This window comes from Weissella minor, from assembly GCF_001437425.1.
Taxonomy (GTDB): Bacteria; Bacillota; Bacilli; order Lactobacillales; family Lactobacillaceae; genus Weissella; species Weissella minor.
Genome location: NZ_JQCD01000024.1, coordinates 303,612 through 319,307, shown reverse-complemented (window position 1 = coordinate 319,307; position 15,696 = coordinate 303,612). Strand labels below are relative to the sequence as shown.

Below are 15,696 nucleotides of genomic sequence, written 5' to 3'. Positions count from 1 at the left end.
TTCCTTTTAATCTAATTGACGTAAAGCATCAACCAAAGCCGTCTTACTCTTTGTCTTTTCATCTAACGTTTTAATCACCTTAGCCGGTACACCAGCAACAACTGTATTAGCTGGTACATCATCCGTCACAATCGCACCAGCAGCAACAACCGCGTTATCACCAACTTGGACACCTTCAATAATCACGGCACCCGCACCAACTAAGACATCATCACCGATACGCACTGGTTGGGCTGAAGCTGGTTCAACAACACCCGCCAAAACAGCATTTGCGCCAATATGTGAATGCTTACCGACAAGGGCACGTCCACCTAAGACAGCCCCCATATCAATCATTGATCCTTCACCAATTTCAGCACCAATATTAATGGTTGCCCCCATCATAATGACGGCATTCTTTCCGACAACTACTTGGTCACGAATAATGGCACCAGGTTCGATGCGGGCTGGGATGTTTTCATAATTTAGCAAAGGCACACCTGAATTGCGTGCCATAATTTCAACGTGTTGACGTTCAATTTGGGCTTCATTTTCTGCTAGAACTGGCTTAATGACTTCCCAATCACCATAAACGACCCCATTTTGGTCATTCAAGAAAGTTTCGACTGAGGCTGGGAAACTTAAACTTTGTAGGTTTGAACCAGCAAGGTCAACGCGAACCGGTGTTAACTTAGGGGCACTAGCAATTGTGTTAATAATGTCTTCTGCAGATAATTCAGTCATGTCTATTCTCCTTAATTGTTAAAAAAATTGTCTTTAATCATACTTATTAAAATGTTGGATTAGGCCAAATCATAATGTTGATCTAGACGGACAAGGTCTTGATATGTCTCACGCTTAACCACTTCTTGTTCTTGTCCATCTTCAACGAACACCACACTCGGACGTGGATTGCGGTTATAGTTTGATGCCATTGAATAACCATAAGCCCCAGTTGCGTTTAAGACCAGAACATCACCAGCCTCCAACTTTGGCAAGTTTTGTTCATCAATTAAAATGTCCCCTGATTCACAATACTTCCCCACTATTCGAACGGCTTCAGTTGGTCGGTCATCAGCGGGTTCAGCTAATTGCGCTTCATAAGCCGCTTGATACAATGCCGGACGGATATTGTCACCCATTCCACCATCAACTGCGACATAATGGCGCAAACCTGGTAGATCCTTACGTGAACCAACCGTGTACAAATTATATCCAGCTGGACCAGCAATCGAACGTCCTGGCTCAACCCAAATGGCTGGCATTGGCATCTCATGAGCTTGAGTTGCTTGCTCGATACTTGTAATAATGTCATCAATGAATGTTGTTGCGGGCAATGGTTGGTCTTCCTGAGTATAACGAATACCAAAACCACCCCCGACGTTCAACACTTGTGGCACAAATTCAGCTTCAGCGGCCAATTCAACTAAGCGTTCTGCAACGCCTCTAAAACCAGCTTCATCAAAAATTTGTGAACCAATATGCGCATGTAAACCGAGTAGATTCAAGTGTTCACTTGCCAAAGCTTGCTTAACAGCCGTCAACATTTGACCACTATCAACATCAAAACCAAATTTACTATCAACTTGTCCAGTTGAAATGTATTCATGCGTATGCGCTGAGATACCTGGTGATACACGTAGTAAAATATCTTGATGCTGATCACGTTCTGCTAGCAAGTCTTCTAATAATGCTAATTCATAAAAATTATCAACAATAATCGTGCCAACACCGTAATCTAGTGCCATTTCTAGCTCGTCAACAGACTTATTATTTCCATTGAAAGATACATGGGCCATTGGAAAATCAGCTTGCTTAGCCGTATAAAGTTCCCCGCCGGAAACAACGTCAATATGGATTCCTTCTTGCTTAACAACTTCGTACATTGCGACGGTTGCAAAAGCTTTAGAAGCATATGATACGGCGTAATCAACACCCCTGGCTTCAAATTCAGATTTGAAATCACGCATCTGCTGACGCATTTGCGCCACATCATATACATATAATGGTGTACCAAATTGTTGTGCAAGTTCCGTTGCCGCAACGCCACCAATCTCAACTCGTTCTGTCATGTGTTTAACTCCTTATCTGTTATTATGCTCCCAATACACGTGTGATACGTTCTTGTAAATGAATACCAACTTCCCAAGGTGTAATGCCGACGTGGGCACCAACATCTTCAAGCGTATTTTCTAAACCATTATTTTTTCCAATAATCGTCACTTTCGTACCCACTGGGAATTCATGTGGCAATGCCACCATCATTTGGTCCATTGCAGGTTTACCAATCAAGGGACAACGTTCACCTTCAATAATCACTTCAAAGCCTTGTACTTTTCGGCTCAATCCATCCCCATAACCTAATGGAATCGTACCAATCCATTCGTTTTCAGATGTGTAATACGTATGCCCATAGCTAACACCGTCGCCTTCATGACACTGTTTCACAAAGTTCAATTCAGTCTCTAATGTCAAAACTGGCTCAACATAACTCCGATCACGCAATTCACCTTGTGAAGGTTCAATTCCGTATGCGATGGTTCCGGCACGAATCACTTCTGTTGGAATTTCATCTGCATGATACAAAGCTGCTGCTGAATTCGCTAAATGAACCATCCGTGGTAATGGTAGTCCATCCGTTAATTCATGCCAACGTGCAATTTGACCATGAAAATAATCAACATGTGGTGAATCAGATTCCGCAAAATGGGTCATAATGCCAACGACATCAAACACCTTTTGGTTGTCCGCAAATGCTAATGCATTTGCTAAAGCTTCCCGGTCCGTAAAACCAATTCGGTTCATCCCAGTATCAACCCCAAAATTAATTTGCAACGCCTTATCTGACTTCGCTAAAGTTGTCGTCGCCTGATCTAACCATGTTTGATTGGCAACTGTTAACATCACATCGTACTCAGCTGCAAGAGGTGCATACTCAGCCGGTGTAATCCCTAAAACTAAAATTGGAATGGTAATACCAACTTGGCGGATGGCTAGCGCTTCATCTAGAATGGCCACTGCCAAACCGTCAACGCCAGCTTCTACTGCTGCTTGACTCATTGGAATTAAACCAAAACCATAGGCATTTGATTTAACCGCCAACCACATAAATTCGGCATTGGCAGATTTTCTTGTCTCATCCAAATTGTGCTTAACCGCAGATTTTGAAACGATAATTCTTGTTGGTCGTGTAACCGCAACTACCATTTTTAATTTCCTCCAAAATATAAAAAAATCCGAATCACCGGGAAAATACGCCCAGTAATTCGGATTCAGTAAAAGACACTTATCTCGATAATGAACGACAGCTCCCCACTACGTAAAACGCAATGACAGTCTAGCAACTGTTAATTACTAGCCCGGCATTATATTCGCCCAATATAACACCTCGGCAACTTTCCCCCTTCACTAACTTCCCCGTTTTTGGCAAACTCTGTTAGCTACTCATGTCAGTTGCGACCTCTATCTATTTATTAAATTACAATTAGAATACATGACAAAGCATTCTACGTCAACCCCCTTGACTTTCATCAAATTCACATGTTTACTAGGTTCAAACAAATTTTGGAGGTTCGTTCGATGAAGGTCGTAAAGTTTGGTGGGTCCTCACTCGCCGATGGTGCACAGTTTGAAAAGGTTATTAATATTATTACAAGTGATGAGCAACGCCGCGTGGTGGTTCCATCAGCCCCGGGTAAACGCTTTAAAGGCGATATCAAAGTGACCGATTTATTAATTGCTTTTGCCGACAAAACCATCGCTGGTGCTGATTTATCTGAAATCAAAAAGCAAATTATCGAACGATACACAGCAATTTTAGACTACTTTGAAATTACTGATGCACCCTTTGTAAAAACTTTGACCGAGACACTCGATCAACTTGCCCGTGTCCATTACCCAACATTTGATTATCTCTATGCAGCCTTTACTGGACATGGTGAATATTTAAATGCCCAACTGCTAACAACCGTATTAAATCACTTAGGTTACCCCGCTGAATTCGTGCGCCCTGATGAAATTGGTATAGTTGTTGACGGCACACCACGTGCAGCCATTATCAACCCTTTCTGCTATCCGCAAATGAACAATTACAAAGTGTCAGCTGATAAGATTACAGTTGTTCCAGGTTTTTGTGCGTTTGACCACGATGGGGCCATGGTTACCTTTTCACGTGGTGGTTCAGACATCACTGGTGCCATTTTAGCACGTGGTCTCCAAGCTGACCTGTATGAAAATTTCACTGATGTATCAGCTATTTACACGGTTAATCCCACAATTGTTCCTAGCCCCGTTGAAATTCAAACCATGTCATTTAGAGAAATGCGCGAACTTTCTTATGCTGGTTTCTCAGTTTTCCATGATGAAGCGATTTTGCCCGTCATTGAAACCAATGTAAAAATTAACGTCAAAAACACCAATGATCCGACAGCTCCAGGGACCATGATTGTCCCCACGAGCGCTGTCGATACGCAAACAATTACACCAATTACTGGTATCGCAACCGATGCACGTTTTGCAGCCATCTATATCCATCGTTATCTTTTAAATAAGGAAGTTGGGTTTACTTTGAAGGTTTTGCAAATCTTAGCCAAGCATGGTGTCAGCTATGAGCATATGCCATCTGGTATCGATGACATGACCATCATCTTTGATAAGTCATTGGTCACGCAAGCGCAAATCGACCAAGTTTGCTCAGAAATTGAACAAACTGTGCATCCCAATGAAATTAGTTTAATTCCAGAATTTGCCCTAATGATGGTCGTTGGTGAAGGGATGCATAGTAATCCAAATACCCCAACAATAATTCTAAGTGCACTAAGCCAAGCAGAAATTGGCGTTTCCATGATTAATATGGGTGCCTCAGAAATTAGTTTAATGTTAGGCATTGATACCCATAAAATTGATGAAGCAACTCAGATTGTTTATGAACAATTCTTCGCCTAAATAATCATTGGTATAGTATAAAAAAGCAGACAGCCCCCTTTACTTGGAGCCGTCTGCTTTTTTTAAAATGTTAACTGACTAACTGGTTTCAAACCATTTTTCTCAGTCTTAAACAATCCCGTTTTAACCTTTTGATGATAAGCTTTATCCATCAATTTACTGTAAGTTTCATGTTCATTTGGAATCACCACATAATCATAAGAATCATTGAGTTCTTTTAATTCCTGTGGCGACATATCAAACGCTTCACGTGCCTCAACATTTGGTGAGAAGAAATAATATTTTCCAACAAAAGCGGCATAATAACTATCCACTTCTGATTGCCTTGCATCAACGACTAAAATATGGCATTGATTGAGTTGCATTTCATCATGACTTAACGCTTTTAGTTTTAAAGGCAACGCATTTTGATTAAATTTATCGTTAAAATGCATGCCACCAATTTCTGAATTAATCCCAATGACCGAGAAAAAGAAACAGAACATTGCGCCCATCTGATAAGCCTTTTTAGCAGTCAATGAACTAAATGATCGCAAATTGCGTTTTTCAAAATCCTGCTCATAAAACGACTCATCTAGAGTAATCACCAACGTCGCTGCACTTAGTAGCAACAATAAAATGACAATCGTCGACATGTATCGTTCAAATCCAGCCAATTGAATCGCTTCCGCATATGGCATTGATACGATATACATAACGTACATGCTAAAGTAATAAATCACGAAAATACCATCAAATAGCAACGCCATTTTCAACAAGCGATTACGATGCCCTAGCATTTTAAGCACAATCCATGTCACCAGCAAAACCACATTAAACAAGATAAAGCCGCGCGTTGACAACGAAGACAAGTGTGCATTGGCTTGAAGCATTTTATGTGCAATTTCACTAAAATATTGGCCACTTTCTTGCTGCAATTGTTGACCATACGCAGCCGCACTAATTTCATGCTTGGATGTCGTGAAACTTTGTTTGACATGACGTGACCACAAATAAAATGGTAAGTAGCTGATACCTAGTCCCATCAACCAACGTAGAAAGTTCTGAAACCCTGCCATCACTTTTTGTCGCATGGGAGCACGACGCGTCCGATTTACAAATAAGGTATATGCATAATACACAAAAATTAAAGCCACAAAAAAGGCACCTGAATTTTTGATAAGCAATAAATTACTAGCAGCTAACATGACATGTATCATCTGTAATGTTGGCCTTTTTTGGTAGACATAAACGCCCGTCAAACCTGCCAGGGCCACCACTGCCAAAACGTAATCAACTAACAGATTATTAAATCGAATTTCAACATTAAAAATCATCGTGACTGCAATCGTTAAGACGAGGATTGCTGCTAATAGCGACCGTGTTTTATCTTTTAGAAAGGCAAATACACTATATAGCGCGGCCCAAATGTAGATAAATTGTCCAAGCAACATTGACCCTTCGCTAAAACCAACTAAGTGGACAAAATAATTGATAAATAAAGCCATTGCTGGTGGATATGAGGTAAATGAAATAATTTGATCCGCACCACCGGCTGTAGGTAATTGCCCATTTGTATACAGGAACTTCACCATGGTTGCCCAATGTGAGAAATTGTCATAATGAACCATTAAGCTATGATAAATAGCAATTCCTAACAATAGCCCCATGCTAGCCATCCACACGTCAAATAAGTGCAATTCAATTCCGAGCGGCACCCAGCGTTTCATACCAATTAAGATGATATCTACTAGCAACAACGTAATTCCAAGACCACTGACACCAATCATGAATGCCGGTAGTAGATTTACCATCGCGCCAATATACAGCACTAAGGTTTGCATCCAAAAAATCGTGATCCAGGTAAGATATGGCGACACACCACTACGGCGTAAAGTTCGTTGATAGCCAATCAGCGAACTCAGAAAAATTAACCATCCGATTAAACTCATTTTGAAGAACCTCGCTGCTTTAACGTTTCATGACGACGATTAAAGGACTTTTGCCACTGCTCAAAACGCAATGCAATGTTCATCCATAATTCATCTAATGGCGTAATCCAACGATCTTGCTCAACCGATAAAGTACCATTAAAGCCATCGTAGATTAAATGCAAATATTCATTTTGCTCATCAACATTTCGGCCTGTATCGGTTAAACGCACAGCATAATTGAATTGACCTTTCAACTCAATCACCCGCACCACTAAGCCATGTACCTGAATCGGCACGCCATCTGTACCTGTCAAATCTAACGCAATATGCTGTCCGGCTTCAACCACTTTGCTTTTCATCGTTGGCGTTATAAACTTTACGCCATGATCAGCCATATCAACTGTTTCTAAAGGAACGACTAAACGTCCCACTTCAAGTTGCCCTTTGACTTGTCGTCCAAATCTTTCAGCATTTCGCAAAAAGGGACGACCACTTGCAATAAATAGACAGAAAGTCAGATTCACAAAATGGGTCAACAACCAGAACGTAATCACACTTCCCATCAAGATTTCTGAACCAAATTTACCATAGTTAAATTTAATCAAAGCTGCTAACGTTAGTAACCATAAAATTAAAAATGGCACCATATAAATGCGATCACGCCAACTGTAGGTTGATTCCTTTTCGGTCACTGTAAACTTCTTTTGCTTAATGCGTAATGTTTCTAGAATAACTGGCATCACAATGAAAGGTGCAAAGAAAGTTTCTTGTACTTCCCCCCAACGCTCATTTCGAATCGGCCCGGCTGCATCACCTAGCACCCAATGTTGCATAAAATAACCGGGTGCCCAAAAGCACATTAATAACCAAAAATTGGCTAGCACAACTGGTTGATTAAATAAGGCAAATAAAATTGGCGCAATAATAAAAACTAAGCGTCGTAAAAATGACCACCAATAAAAATAGCTATTAATGAAAACCAATTTGTTAACGAAATTAAACTTTCGATTTGTGAACACATGCATATTTTGGCAGGATTGAATCACGCCTCTTGCCCAACGGCGTCGCTGTTTGATGACGCCTTTAATATCAAGCGGTGTCACCCCACTAGCTTGTGGCGTTTGCGTAGAATAACTGACATAACCCGCTGCATTAATTAAACCACCCAATTCGAAATCTTCCGTCACCGTATCGGTCGGAAACCCACCAGCTGCATCCACGGCTTCTCGTAAAAAGAGCGTATTTGAACCGGTGAAAATGGCAGCGCCGTTGGCACTATTCAATACATTAATGTCTCTTGAAAAGTAGTCTTGCTCATTTGGCACAATATTTTCTGAAAACAAATTAAATTGAAAAATATCCGCATTATAAAAACTTTGTGGCGTTTGCACAAATCCTAAGCGTGGGACATTTTCCGTTTCATGCTGTGTTTGCCAATTTTGCATAAAAATCGGCACTGTCGCATTTAGAAAACCAGAATATGGAATCATATCGGCATCAAAAATAGCTAATAGTGGCGCCGATAATTGTTCCAATGCATGGTTGATATTACCAGATTTTGCCTCATGATTATTTTCAAAACCCGCATAAGTGACGCCATAATTTGCAGCTAATTGCGATACTTCAGGCCGATTCCCATCATCCGCTAAACAAATGGTGACCTGTTGATTGGGATAGTGCATCTTTTTGGCAGCATTCACTGTCTTTTGCAATAAATCTATTGGTTCATCATGCGTCACAATAACAACATCAACCGCTGGAGCTGTTTCATTTACCGGATATGGGACATCTTCCAAATTTTGACTTAGTTGCTTTTTTGACACACGCAAGCGGAAGAAAATCACAATATAAGCAGTAATATTTGAAATGATTTCACAAAGCACCAGCAAGAGCGCAAACGCTACCAACCAAAATGATGTGTGCCAAGGAATTGTAAAAAATACACGCCAGAGTAGATAGAGTAAAGTCAAAGTACACGCAAATAAATAGGCGATTTTTTTCTTTGAACTAATCATGCCGCTACCGCCTTAAAAACAATGTGCTTTTGAATTTGAAAACTAATCAAAAATAGAATGAAATCACCAATTAGTTTTGCAATCGTGACCAGACCGACATTACCAGATTGACTAATTGTATGTGCAATCAAATATGTTAGCGCGCCTGATGCAAGCATCTGCACAAACATCAGAATTGCATATTTAATTAATGTTTGCTGGCCTTCATGCCCGAACACAAGTTGTCGATTAAGACCATAATTGACGATTCCTGACGTTAAACGGGCACCAACAGTGGCCCACATGACGTTTTGTAAGTTTTCGCGTCCCAATAGAAATAAGAAAAACGCAAATAACCCGACATCCAACAAAAATGACACAATCCCGGTCATCGCAAATTTCAAAGATTGCGCATAAATTGCGAATGAATCATGAATCACACGGAAATGAGAAGATGCATTATCATCGATATAAATGGTTTCAATTGGCACTTCAATGATCTTTAGATCTGCTGCTTTCGCCTCTAATAACATTTTAAATTCAAATTCAAAATGATCCTCACTGAAAGTTAACAGTGTTGGCACATAGGACATTGGAATAATTCGTAAGCCGGTCTGAGTGTCTGAAATGTTTAACCCAGTGAATAATCTCGTTAAACGATTTGTTAAGACATTCCCAAAACGACTACGGAATGGTATATCTTCTGAAAAAGTCCGACATCCTAAAACTAACGCTTGTGGCTCAAATTTATCCATTAAACGCACAACATCCGAAACAGCATGCTGCCCATCAGCGTCAAGCGTAATAACGCCTTGAACCATTGGAAACCATTTTTCAAAATAGGCGAGCCCTCGCTTAAGGGCAGCCCCCTTGCCTAAATTAGATAGGTTCCGTAATACAATCACTTTTTGTCCAAAAGTTTTTTGAATTTCCTGAAAAATTTCACTGTGCATGTCATCTGATCCATCATCAACCAACACAACATATTGTGCGATTTGTTGTTCAGAAAAGATCTCCTCCAGTAAGTGCAACAATTTTTCATCCGGATTCAAAGCCGGAATCAATACGCCAAATTCCCCCATGAAAATGACTCCTTATCTTTATTAATTAATGTTTTTATTTGTCCAAATAACTGTCACTCCCCTTGGTGGACAGACTCGTAATAGACTAATTCATTATATTACCACAATTGGTACAGCTGGTAAAATCATCTACATATATTCAGTTTACCATGATTTAGATGTCAATAGACAAATACACCAGTTATGTTCATATTTAACTATACCTTTGTTGTGTTTAGCTTTTAAAATCTATATACTTATGCCAACGCATTGGTTAATAACTTATTTTTTATTAGTTTAACCAATTAAAACTTATTAAGGACAGGTAATCTTACTATATGATTTTTTTCATTTCCCATGTGAGTGTTTTTTTCTTTATATCGCTCATGTTAGTTGCCCTTTTATACGTCTATCAAAGCACGCTAATTTACAGTGATCACGCCTTACCAAAGATTCTTACCATTTTCTTGTATATTGGTTTTACTTACATGATTATGGCTATGGATACCAATTTAATTAACCGTCTCGTATTATATTTTGTTCCACTACTTTTCATTACTTTGAATACAGCCTTATGGAAAGTCATTTTTTGCGCATCAATTCACCCTTGGCTACTCGCCCTCTATATCGGTCGTTATTATCAAGTCACACCTAATCAGGCACATGTATTATTAATCAGTGAGCTACTATTACTAGTTGTTTTAGCAAGTTTAAAAGCCTTAGTGAAAAATCGACATGTATTAGGTTTTGCCCTAGCCCTCTTCTTTGCCCTACTTGAATATTGGCAAAGCTATCAATTTCTGGAAATTATTACGCCTAAAAACTTAGTAACATTTGGTTTTGTCTTCATCGGCTATGCTTTTTTTAGTTGGCTAATTTGTTATATTGATGATTTATATCAAAAACGTCGAGAGTCTCTCCTTTATGATATCCATAATGATACATTAACTGGTGTTTATAATTATCATCAGCTAACCGAAGATTTATTCAGAAAACCACCGATTGACAATAAAAACGCTTGGATTATCGTCTTTGATATTGATTATTTTAAGCATATCAATGATACCTACGGTCACCAGGAAGGCAATATTGCTTTAAAACTTTTCGCTGACACATTAGAAACCTCATATCAAGAAGCATTGAGTTCACATATACATCGAATTTACCGATACGGCGGTGAAGAGTTTGTTTTACTAGTGAGTTCTAATCCAAAACAATTTAATAATGAACAAACAGCATTAACCAATATGCTTACGACATTTCAACAAAATTTGTTACAACAAAGCACCTTTAAACTCCAACAACCTTTAACTTATTCAGCCGGCATCAGTTACACTAAGGTCTATCAATATCATTCATTGCAAGCTTTCGAAGCTGCTGACCGCTGTCTTTACGAGGCTAAATCAGGAGGACGTAATACGTTTAAATTCGATGACAAACCCTTGCCGTAGCTCGGTAATGATAACGCTAACAACCTTTTAGTATCAAGGTTTACAACAACTGTTACATGGTATAATTAAAGGTGTTAACCATTCTAAACTCATTAAAGAAAGTGGTGTTTTATGCCCAGCGAATATGAAAAAATGATTGCCGGAAAACTTTATTGTCCTGCCGTTGATGAACTAAGCGCGATGCGTCACGAAGCCCATCGTTTAAATCAGCGCTTTAATGCATTAGATGAAAGCGCTGAAGAACGTGACGACATTACGAAAAAAATCTTGAATCAACCTGATACAGATGCATTTTTTCAAGGTCCAATTTCATTTGACTATGGTGTCAATACAACGGTCGGAAAGCAATTCTATGCCAACTTTAACTTTACAGTTCTAGATTGTTGTCCAGTAACCATTGGGGATTCTGTTATGATTGGCCCCAACGTTTCCTTGCTAACACCACTACATCCCCTTCGTCCACAAGAACGGAATGTGCGTAAAGCAGCCGACGGTACTTTATATAATTATGAATATGGTGCGCCGATTACCATTGGGGACAATTACTGGATTGCTGGTGATGTTACGGTCCTTGGTGGCGTCACAATCGGTTCTGGAAGTGTTATTGGCGCTGGGAGCGTTGTAACGAAAGATATTCCAGACAATGTAATTGCCGTTGGAAATCCATGTCGTGTGCTTCGTGAAATCACAGACGATGATCAGTTGGATATTTCAGACGAATTTGGTAACTAATAAAAAAGCTTTAAGTCAACATTGTGACTTAAAGCTTTTTTGCTGTTCTAAATGTGGGTTATTTCTGGGTTAATTGTACACTTTCCGAAGCCATCGCTAAAAACTCGTGCTCTGACAATGCAGCTTCTTCATAATTAATGGTAATCCAATGTTTTTTTGACATATGGTAACCTGGGTAAATCCCCACTTCTTGTCTCAGCTCGCTTACGTGCTCCGGTGTTAATTTTAGGTTAATCAATAGCTGTTGGGCCTGTTCAAAAATAATTGCGAAAATTTTATCACTATGTTGATTCCTAAGGACTTGCATCGCATCCATTCCTTTTGTTTGGGGGAAATTATTTTTTTCATAACCGCCCGTATGATTTAAAATCAATTCAGCCATTTTCTCACTTGTCATTTTAAAATACCTTCATTCATTTTTTCATGTTAATGCCAAAAAACGGCAACAATCATCAAGCATCTGCTCACCGATTAACTTAAAGTTCTGATCATCTATTTTCTCAGTATATTTATAGATGCCGATTGCTGTATAAAAAATAGCATACCACTTTATATTTTCGGAAATCTCCTCTAAAGTACCAATTTTCAAATAACCCGCTTTAAAGGCATCAATTAGCTTAGGATCCAGTCTAAAATCTTGATAAAATAATTTTACGAAGTCGACATATTTTATGCCCACTCTTGCCCGTTCAAAATCGATTAAGGCAACTTCATTCTCTATTATTTTAAAATTTCGAACGCCAACATCGCCATGCAGTACAGCCGATTCCGTCATTTTCAAATCGTTCCAAAAATGACGATTATCATGAAATTTCTCATTTATATGCAACAATGCATCTCTGGTCTCTTTTGACACCACCATCATTATCGATGCTTCAACGATTTTAACTAAATCCGTGGTATTTGGCATCCCTTGTACTGGCTGCACTGTTGTATGAAACAAAGCAACTTGTCGTCCCATTTCATGAGCAAGTTTTTCCTCGTTGTTTGGCCAATCCAAATCTTTGAGGCTTAAATCTTCCAAAATAAGGATATATGAAAAATCGTCGATCATCGTGGTTAATCTTTTTTGTCCTAGGTATCTGTTATTTAATTGGCGATTAACAGCCATTTCCACTAAAAATTTATTCTGTTGTCCTTGCTTATATGCCTTTATAAAAACATTTTTGCCATATTTTTGTGAATATCCCGCATAAATACGATTAAGTGATTCATGTTCAATATGCTTGATGCGATTGCCAACTAATGCTTGAACTACCAAATCAATTTCCATATTTACCCTCGCTAACAATCATTTCTTAATGTAACATCTCAAAGCAACGACGATTTGACCACAACATTCTCTCTAACAAAAAATGTAACTGGCTGATTTAAATCCAATTTTTTAAAGAATTTAGCCACGCTAAATTCAAAGGATTAAGCTTCGTTATCTCTGATGACACTGGTATGTATAGGTAATTATCATTATCATAACTAATCTCCTTCGCTCCGATTAGTTTCAGGCATTTTATAAGCAACATATGCCAATATCATAGAAATGAGTGCCATAGTGAAGACAACAATCGCAATTACAACATTGCTTGTAAATGTTGACGCACTAACTAACAAGCTGGCAATTAAAAATGATATTGGAAATGTTATTGAATTCAATCCTGAATAAGCGCCAATTCGATTTGGATCCATCATACTAGCCTGGATTGTTTCTTGCGCCGGAGATTCAATAATCTCCCCAATTGAAAACACCAATGTTGTGATAACAATGGGCCAAAAGCTGTTCAAAATAAATGACATCGCAATTCCTGTCCCTTCCAGAAGAAGCCCTGTCGCAAAAACATTAAAAAGTTGCATTTTTTTTACCGCTTTTGTGATTACTGCTGTCAAAGTAATAACGATTATTGTATTAATCATTCCAACAATCGAAAACATACGTTGTCCATAGATTTCTTGTCCAAATATTTCAATCACCTGAAAAGACTCCGTTAGGTGGACCGGTAGATAAAAATCTAAACTAGCCGGTGTCACCGCAAACAACACCGCAGATGCAATCAACAATGCATATCTTTTATCTTTTAAAACACTGTAATAACCCGTTAACATCATTTTTACTGACGATGAGGATGTCTGACTATTAGATTTCACATAGGTCTCATGCATTCCAAAATACACAATCATAAAGTTAATCAAAATCAATCCAACCATCATTAATAATAGTTCAAATAGATAATCTCTAAAGAACCATGCCCCGATTGATGCACCTATTAACATGCCCAAGTTAGATACCCAGTACATGACCGCAAAGACCATTCTTCGATTTTCATCGTCAGTTAAATCAATTAGCATTGCTTGTTCGGCGGGCATGACATTTGCAGAAAAAATTCCCGTCACAAAGATTCCAAGAAAAGCCATAAGTGGATTTACATGTCCTGGAATATTAGCTATTACAGCAATTGACGCCCCAATTGCCATTCCGAGTTGACCTAAATTAATTGTCTTTTTTCTTCCCAATACATCTGAGGTATGTCCACCATATAAGGCACCAGCTAATGTTCCTGCAGATGTAATAAACAACAGCAAACCTGTCCAAAATGCACCAAAATGTTGATTGTAATAAACCGTCATGTTGGGTACCACAGAAAAACTAATAAGTTGTGTTAGAAATAATGTTAACGCTCGTAAACGAATGTTTTTATCAAGCCCTTTAAGCATTTCTAGCACCTCCTATGTTTTTGTTTTTCTAACCAGACCTTAGGACGTTAAAATTTGTATAGATAATTGACCTTATATTTAAATCAAGACACATGAAAAAAACTTTCTCGCATGCCTTTTTCCGTCTGAGTAAATCATGCTCATTGTATTTAATTTTTCAATGGCAAGCGCTTTAATGTTGCCATTTTTAATCGCCTGTACCTATACATGCTCTCACATATTATAAACTTTCATCCATTCAAATACTAACTTTTTCTAATCGTATTATTATATATCTCAGTTTTCATTAAGAAAATCATCGATTTTTGATGCTATTACTTCATGTCCTGAATCATTTGGATGTAGTGTATCTACTGAATATAAACTAGCTTGTTTAGAATTTGAAAAATCCATCTCCGGCTCCTCATACAAACTTAAATGAGGTATCCCGAATTCTCGAGTTTTTTCAGCAATTATGCCCTCATACTCGGCTTGGTTGTAATTTAAATTATTTTGATTGCTTGAATAACGATGACTACTATCACTACTGATAAAACTATCTCCAATATGACCATGCGACACAAATAACATATCAGTATTTGGAAACCGAGTCTTTAATCCTGTAAATAATACATTTAAAGCACCGTAAAATGTTTCGTAAGTATCATCATCCCTACTTCCCAACAAAACATTTTGACCAAAATCATTGATACCACCATAAACACAAATGAAATCAGTCGAGTCAGGTATCTCTATGTATCTCTTTACCATGGAATCCCTGGCGCTACTTATTGTTGATCCACTAACCCCTAAGTTATATGAATTTTTCGAATGCCACTTTCTAGCTAGTATTTCATGATAATGAATCATAGCAAGGTCATTTTTTTCTGTTATAGAGTCACCTAACCAGGTTGGATTTATATAGTTCATGAATAAT

13 protein-coding genes and 1 riboswitch are annotated in these 15,696 nt (G+C 38.5%); of the genes, 3 read left to right on the top strand and 10 right to left on the bottom strand.

The window, feature by feature from the left end; translation table 11 throughout:
• Nucleotides 1–6 precede the first annotated feature (6 nt).
• Genes dapD through alr form a run of 3 tightly spaced genes read right to left on the bottom strand, consistent with a single transcriptional unit; the run spans nucleotide 7 to nucleotide 3,186 of the window.
• Entirely contained in the window at nucleotides 7–723 is a 717-nt protein-coding gene (gene dapD, locus IV67_RS04980) for a 2,3,4,5-tetrahydropyridine-2,6-dicarboxylate N-acetyltransferase (RefSeq protein WP_057787732.1), read from the bottom strand.
• 59 nt (nucleotides 724–782) lie between these two features.
• Entirely contained in the window at nucleotides 783–2,051 is a 1,269-nt protein-coding gene (gene lysA, locus IV67_RS04975; protein ID WP_057787730.1) for a diaminopimelate decarboxylase, read from the bottom strand.
• A 22-nt stretch (nucleotides 2,052–2,073) separates the two neighbouring features.
• Nucleotides 2,074–3,186, bottom strand: coding sequence for an alanine racemase (gene alr / locus IV67_RS04970; protein WP_057787728.1), 1,113 nt, complete (start codon nucleotides 3,184–3,186; stop codon nucleotides 2,074–2,076).
• A 90-nt stretch (nucleotides 3,187–3,276) separates the two neighbouring features.
• A riboswitch (Lysine riboswitch) is annotated at nucleotides 3,277–3,452 on the bottom strand.
• A 106-nt stretch (nucleotides 3,453–3,558) separates the two neighbouring features.
• Between alr and IV67_RS04965 the strand changes: the two genes are divergently transcribed.
• Nucleotides 3,559–4,923 carry an aspartate kinase gene (locus IV67_RS04965; protein ID WP_057787726.1) on the top strand — a complete coding sequence of 455 codons (1,365 nt, stop codon included), beginning with the start codon at nucleotides 3,559–3,561 and terminating at the stop codon, nucleotides 4,921–4,923.
• Between the two features lie 62 nt (nucleotides 4,924–4,985).
• On the opposite strand, the gene IV67_RS04960 is transcribed toward IV67_RS04965, so the two are convergent.
• Genes IV67_RS04960 through IV67_RS04950 form a run of 3 tightly spaced genes read right to left on the bottom strand, consistent with a single transcriptional unit; the run spans nucleotide 4,986 to nucleotide 9,912 of the window.
• Complete coding sequence (locus IV67_RS04960; RefSeq protein ID WP_057787724.1) at nucleotides 4,986–6,854, bottom strand: hypothetical protein; 1,869 nt, start codon at nucleotides 6,852–6,854, stop codon at nucleotides 4,986–4,988.
• Nucleotides 6,851–8,851: a glycosyltransferase family 2 protein gene (locus tag IV67_RS04955; protein WP_057787722.1), complete on the bottom strand. Its 2,001-nt coding sequence runs from the start codon at nucleotides 8,849–8,851 to the stop codon at nucleotides 6,851–6,853. The genes IV67_RS04960 and IV67_RS04955 overlap by 4 nt, the downstream gene beginning before the upstream one ends.
• Entirely contained in the window at nucleotides 8,848–9,912 is a 1,065-nt protein-coding gene (locus IV67_RS04950) for a bifunctional glycosyltransferase family 2/GtrA family protein (RefSeq protein WP_057787720.1), read from the bottom strand. The genes IV67_RS04955 and IV67_RS04950 overlap by 4 nt, the downstream gene beginning before the upstream one ends.
• Before the next feature lie 473 nt (nucleotides 9,913–10,385).
• Here IV67_RS04950 and IV67_RS04945 point away from each other — a divergent pair, with 473 nt between their 5' ends.
• Both IV67_RS04945 and IV67_RS04940 read left to right on the top strand, forming a co-directional pair.
• Nucleotides 10,386–11,342 carry a GGDEF domain-containing protein gene (locus IV67_RS04945; protein WP_162261076.1) on the top strand — a complete coding sequence of 319 codons (957 nt, stop codon included), beginning with the start codon at nucleotides 10,386–10,388 and terminating at the stop codon, nucleotides 11,340–11,342.
• A gap of 111 nt (nucleotides 11,343–11,453) precedes the next feature.
• Nucleotides 11,454–12,074: a sugar O-acetyltransferase gene (locus IV67_RS04940; protein ID WP_057787716.1), complete on the top strand. Its 621-nt coding sequence runs from the start codon at nucleotides 11,454–11,456 to the stop codon at nucleotides 12,072–12,074.
• A 58-nt stretch (nucleotides 12,075–12,132) separates the two neighbouring features.
• Here IV67_RS04940 and IV67_RS04935 read toward each other — a convergent pair whose 3' ends face one another.
• The 4 genes from IV67_RS04935 to IV67_RS04920 form a co-directional block, all read right to left on the bottom strand.
• A complete protein-coding gene (locus IV67_RS04935) occupies nucleotides 12,133–12,471 on the bottom strand; it encodes an MmcQ/YjbR family DNA-binding protein (RefSeq protein WP_057787713.1) in 339 nt (112 codons plus the stop codon).
• A gap of 24 nt (nucleotides 12,472–12,495) precedes the next feature.
• Nucleotides 12,496–13,347 (bottom strand): phosphotransferase, encoded by an 852-nt coding sequence (locus IV67_RS04930; protein ID WP_057787711.1) that lies wholly within the window; start codon nucleotides 13,345–13,347, stop codon nucleotides 12,496–12,498.
• A gap of 200 nt (nucleotides 13,348–13,547) precedes the next feature.
• Nucleotides 13,548–14,780 (bottom strand): MFS transporter, encoded by a 1,233-nt coding sequence (locus IV67_RS04925; RefSeq protein ID WP_057787709.1) that lies wholly within the window; start codon nucleotides 14,778–14,780, stop codon nucleotides 13,548–13,550.
• 276 nt (nucleotides 14,781–15,056) lie between these two features.
• Nucleotides 15,057–15,689: an SGNH/GDSL hydrolase family protein gene (locus IV67_RS04920; protein WP_057787707.1), complete on the bottom strand. Its 633-nt coding sequence runs from the start codon at nucleotides 15,687–15,689 to the stop codon at nucleotides 15,057–15,059.
• Between the last annotated feature and the right edge of the window lie 7 nt (nucleotides 15,690–15,696).

Excerpts from the sequence above, each read along its gene's own strand:
- dapD (WP_057787732.1), bottom strand. The coding sequence starts at position 723 with ATGACTGAATTATCTGCAGAAGACATTATTAACACAATTGCTAGTGCC.
- lysA (WP_057787730.1), bottom strand. The coding sequence starts at position 2,051 with ATGACAGAACGAGTTGAGATTGGTGGCGTTGCGGCAACGGAACTTGCA.
- alr (WP_057787728.1), bottom strand. The coding sequence starts at position 3,186 with ATGGTAGTTGCGGTTACACGACCAACAAGAATTATCGTTTCAAAATCT.
- IV67_RS04965 (WP_057787726.1), top strand. The coding sequence starts at position 3,559 with ATGAAGGTCGTAAAGTTTGGTGGGTCCTCACTCGCCGATGGTGCACAG.
- IV67_RS04960 (WP_057787724.1), bottom strand. The coding sequence starts at position 6,854 with ATGAGTTTAATCGGATGGTTAATTTTTCTGAGTTCGCTGATTGGCTAT.
- IV67_RS04955 (WP_057787722.1), bottom strand. The coding sequence starts at position 8,851 with ATGATTAGTTCAAAGAAAAAAATCGCCTATTTATTTGCGTGTACTTTG.
- IV67_RS04950 (WP_057787720.1), bottom strand. The coding sequence starts at position 9,912 with ATGGGGGAATTTGGCGTATTGATTCCGGCTTTGAATCCGGATGAAAAA.
- IV67_RS04945 (WP_162261076.1), top strand. The coding sequence starts at position 10,386 with ATGGCTATGGATACCAATTTAATTAACCGTCTCGTATTATATTTTGTT.
- IV67_RS04940 (WP_057787716.1), top strand. The coding sequence starts at position 11,454 with ATGCCCAGCGAATATGAAAAAATGATTGCCGGAAAACTTTATTGTCCT.
- IV67_RS04935 (WP_057787713.1), bottom strand. The coding sequence starts at position 12,471 with ATGACAAGTGAGAAAATGGCTGAATTGATTTTAAATCATACGGGCGGT.
- IV67_RS04930 (WP_057787711.1), bottom strand. The coding sequence starts at position 13,347 with ATGGAAATTGATTTGGTAGTTCAAGCATTAGTTGGCAATCGCATCAAG.
- IV67_RS04925 (WP_057787709.1), bottom strand. The coding sequence starts at position 14,780 with ATGCTTAAAGGGCTTGATAAAAACATTCGTTTACGAGCGTTAACATTA.
- IV67_RS04920 (WP_057787707.1), bottom strand. The coding sequence starts at position 15,689 with ATGAACTATATAAATCCAACCTGGTTAGGTGACTCTATAACAGAAAAA.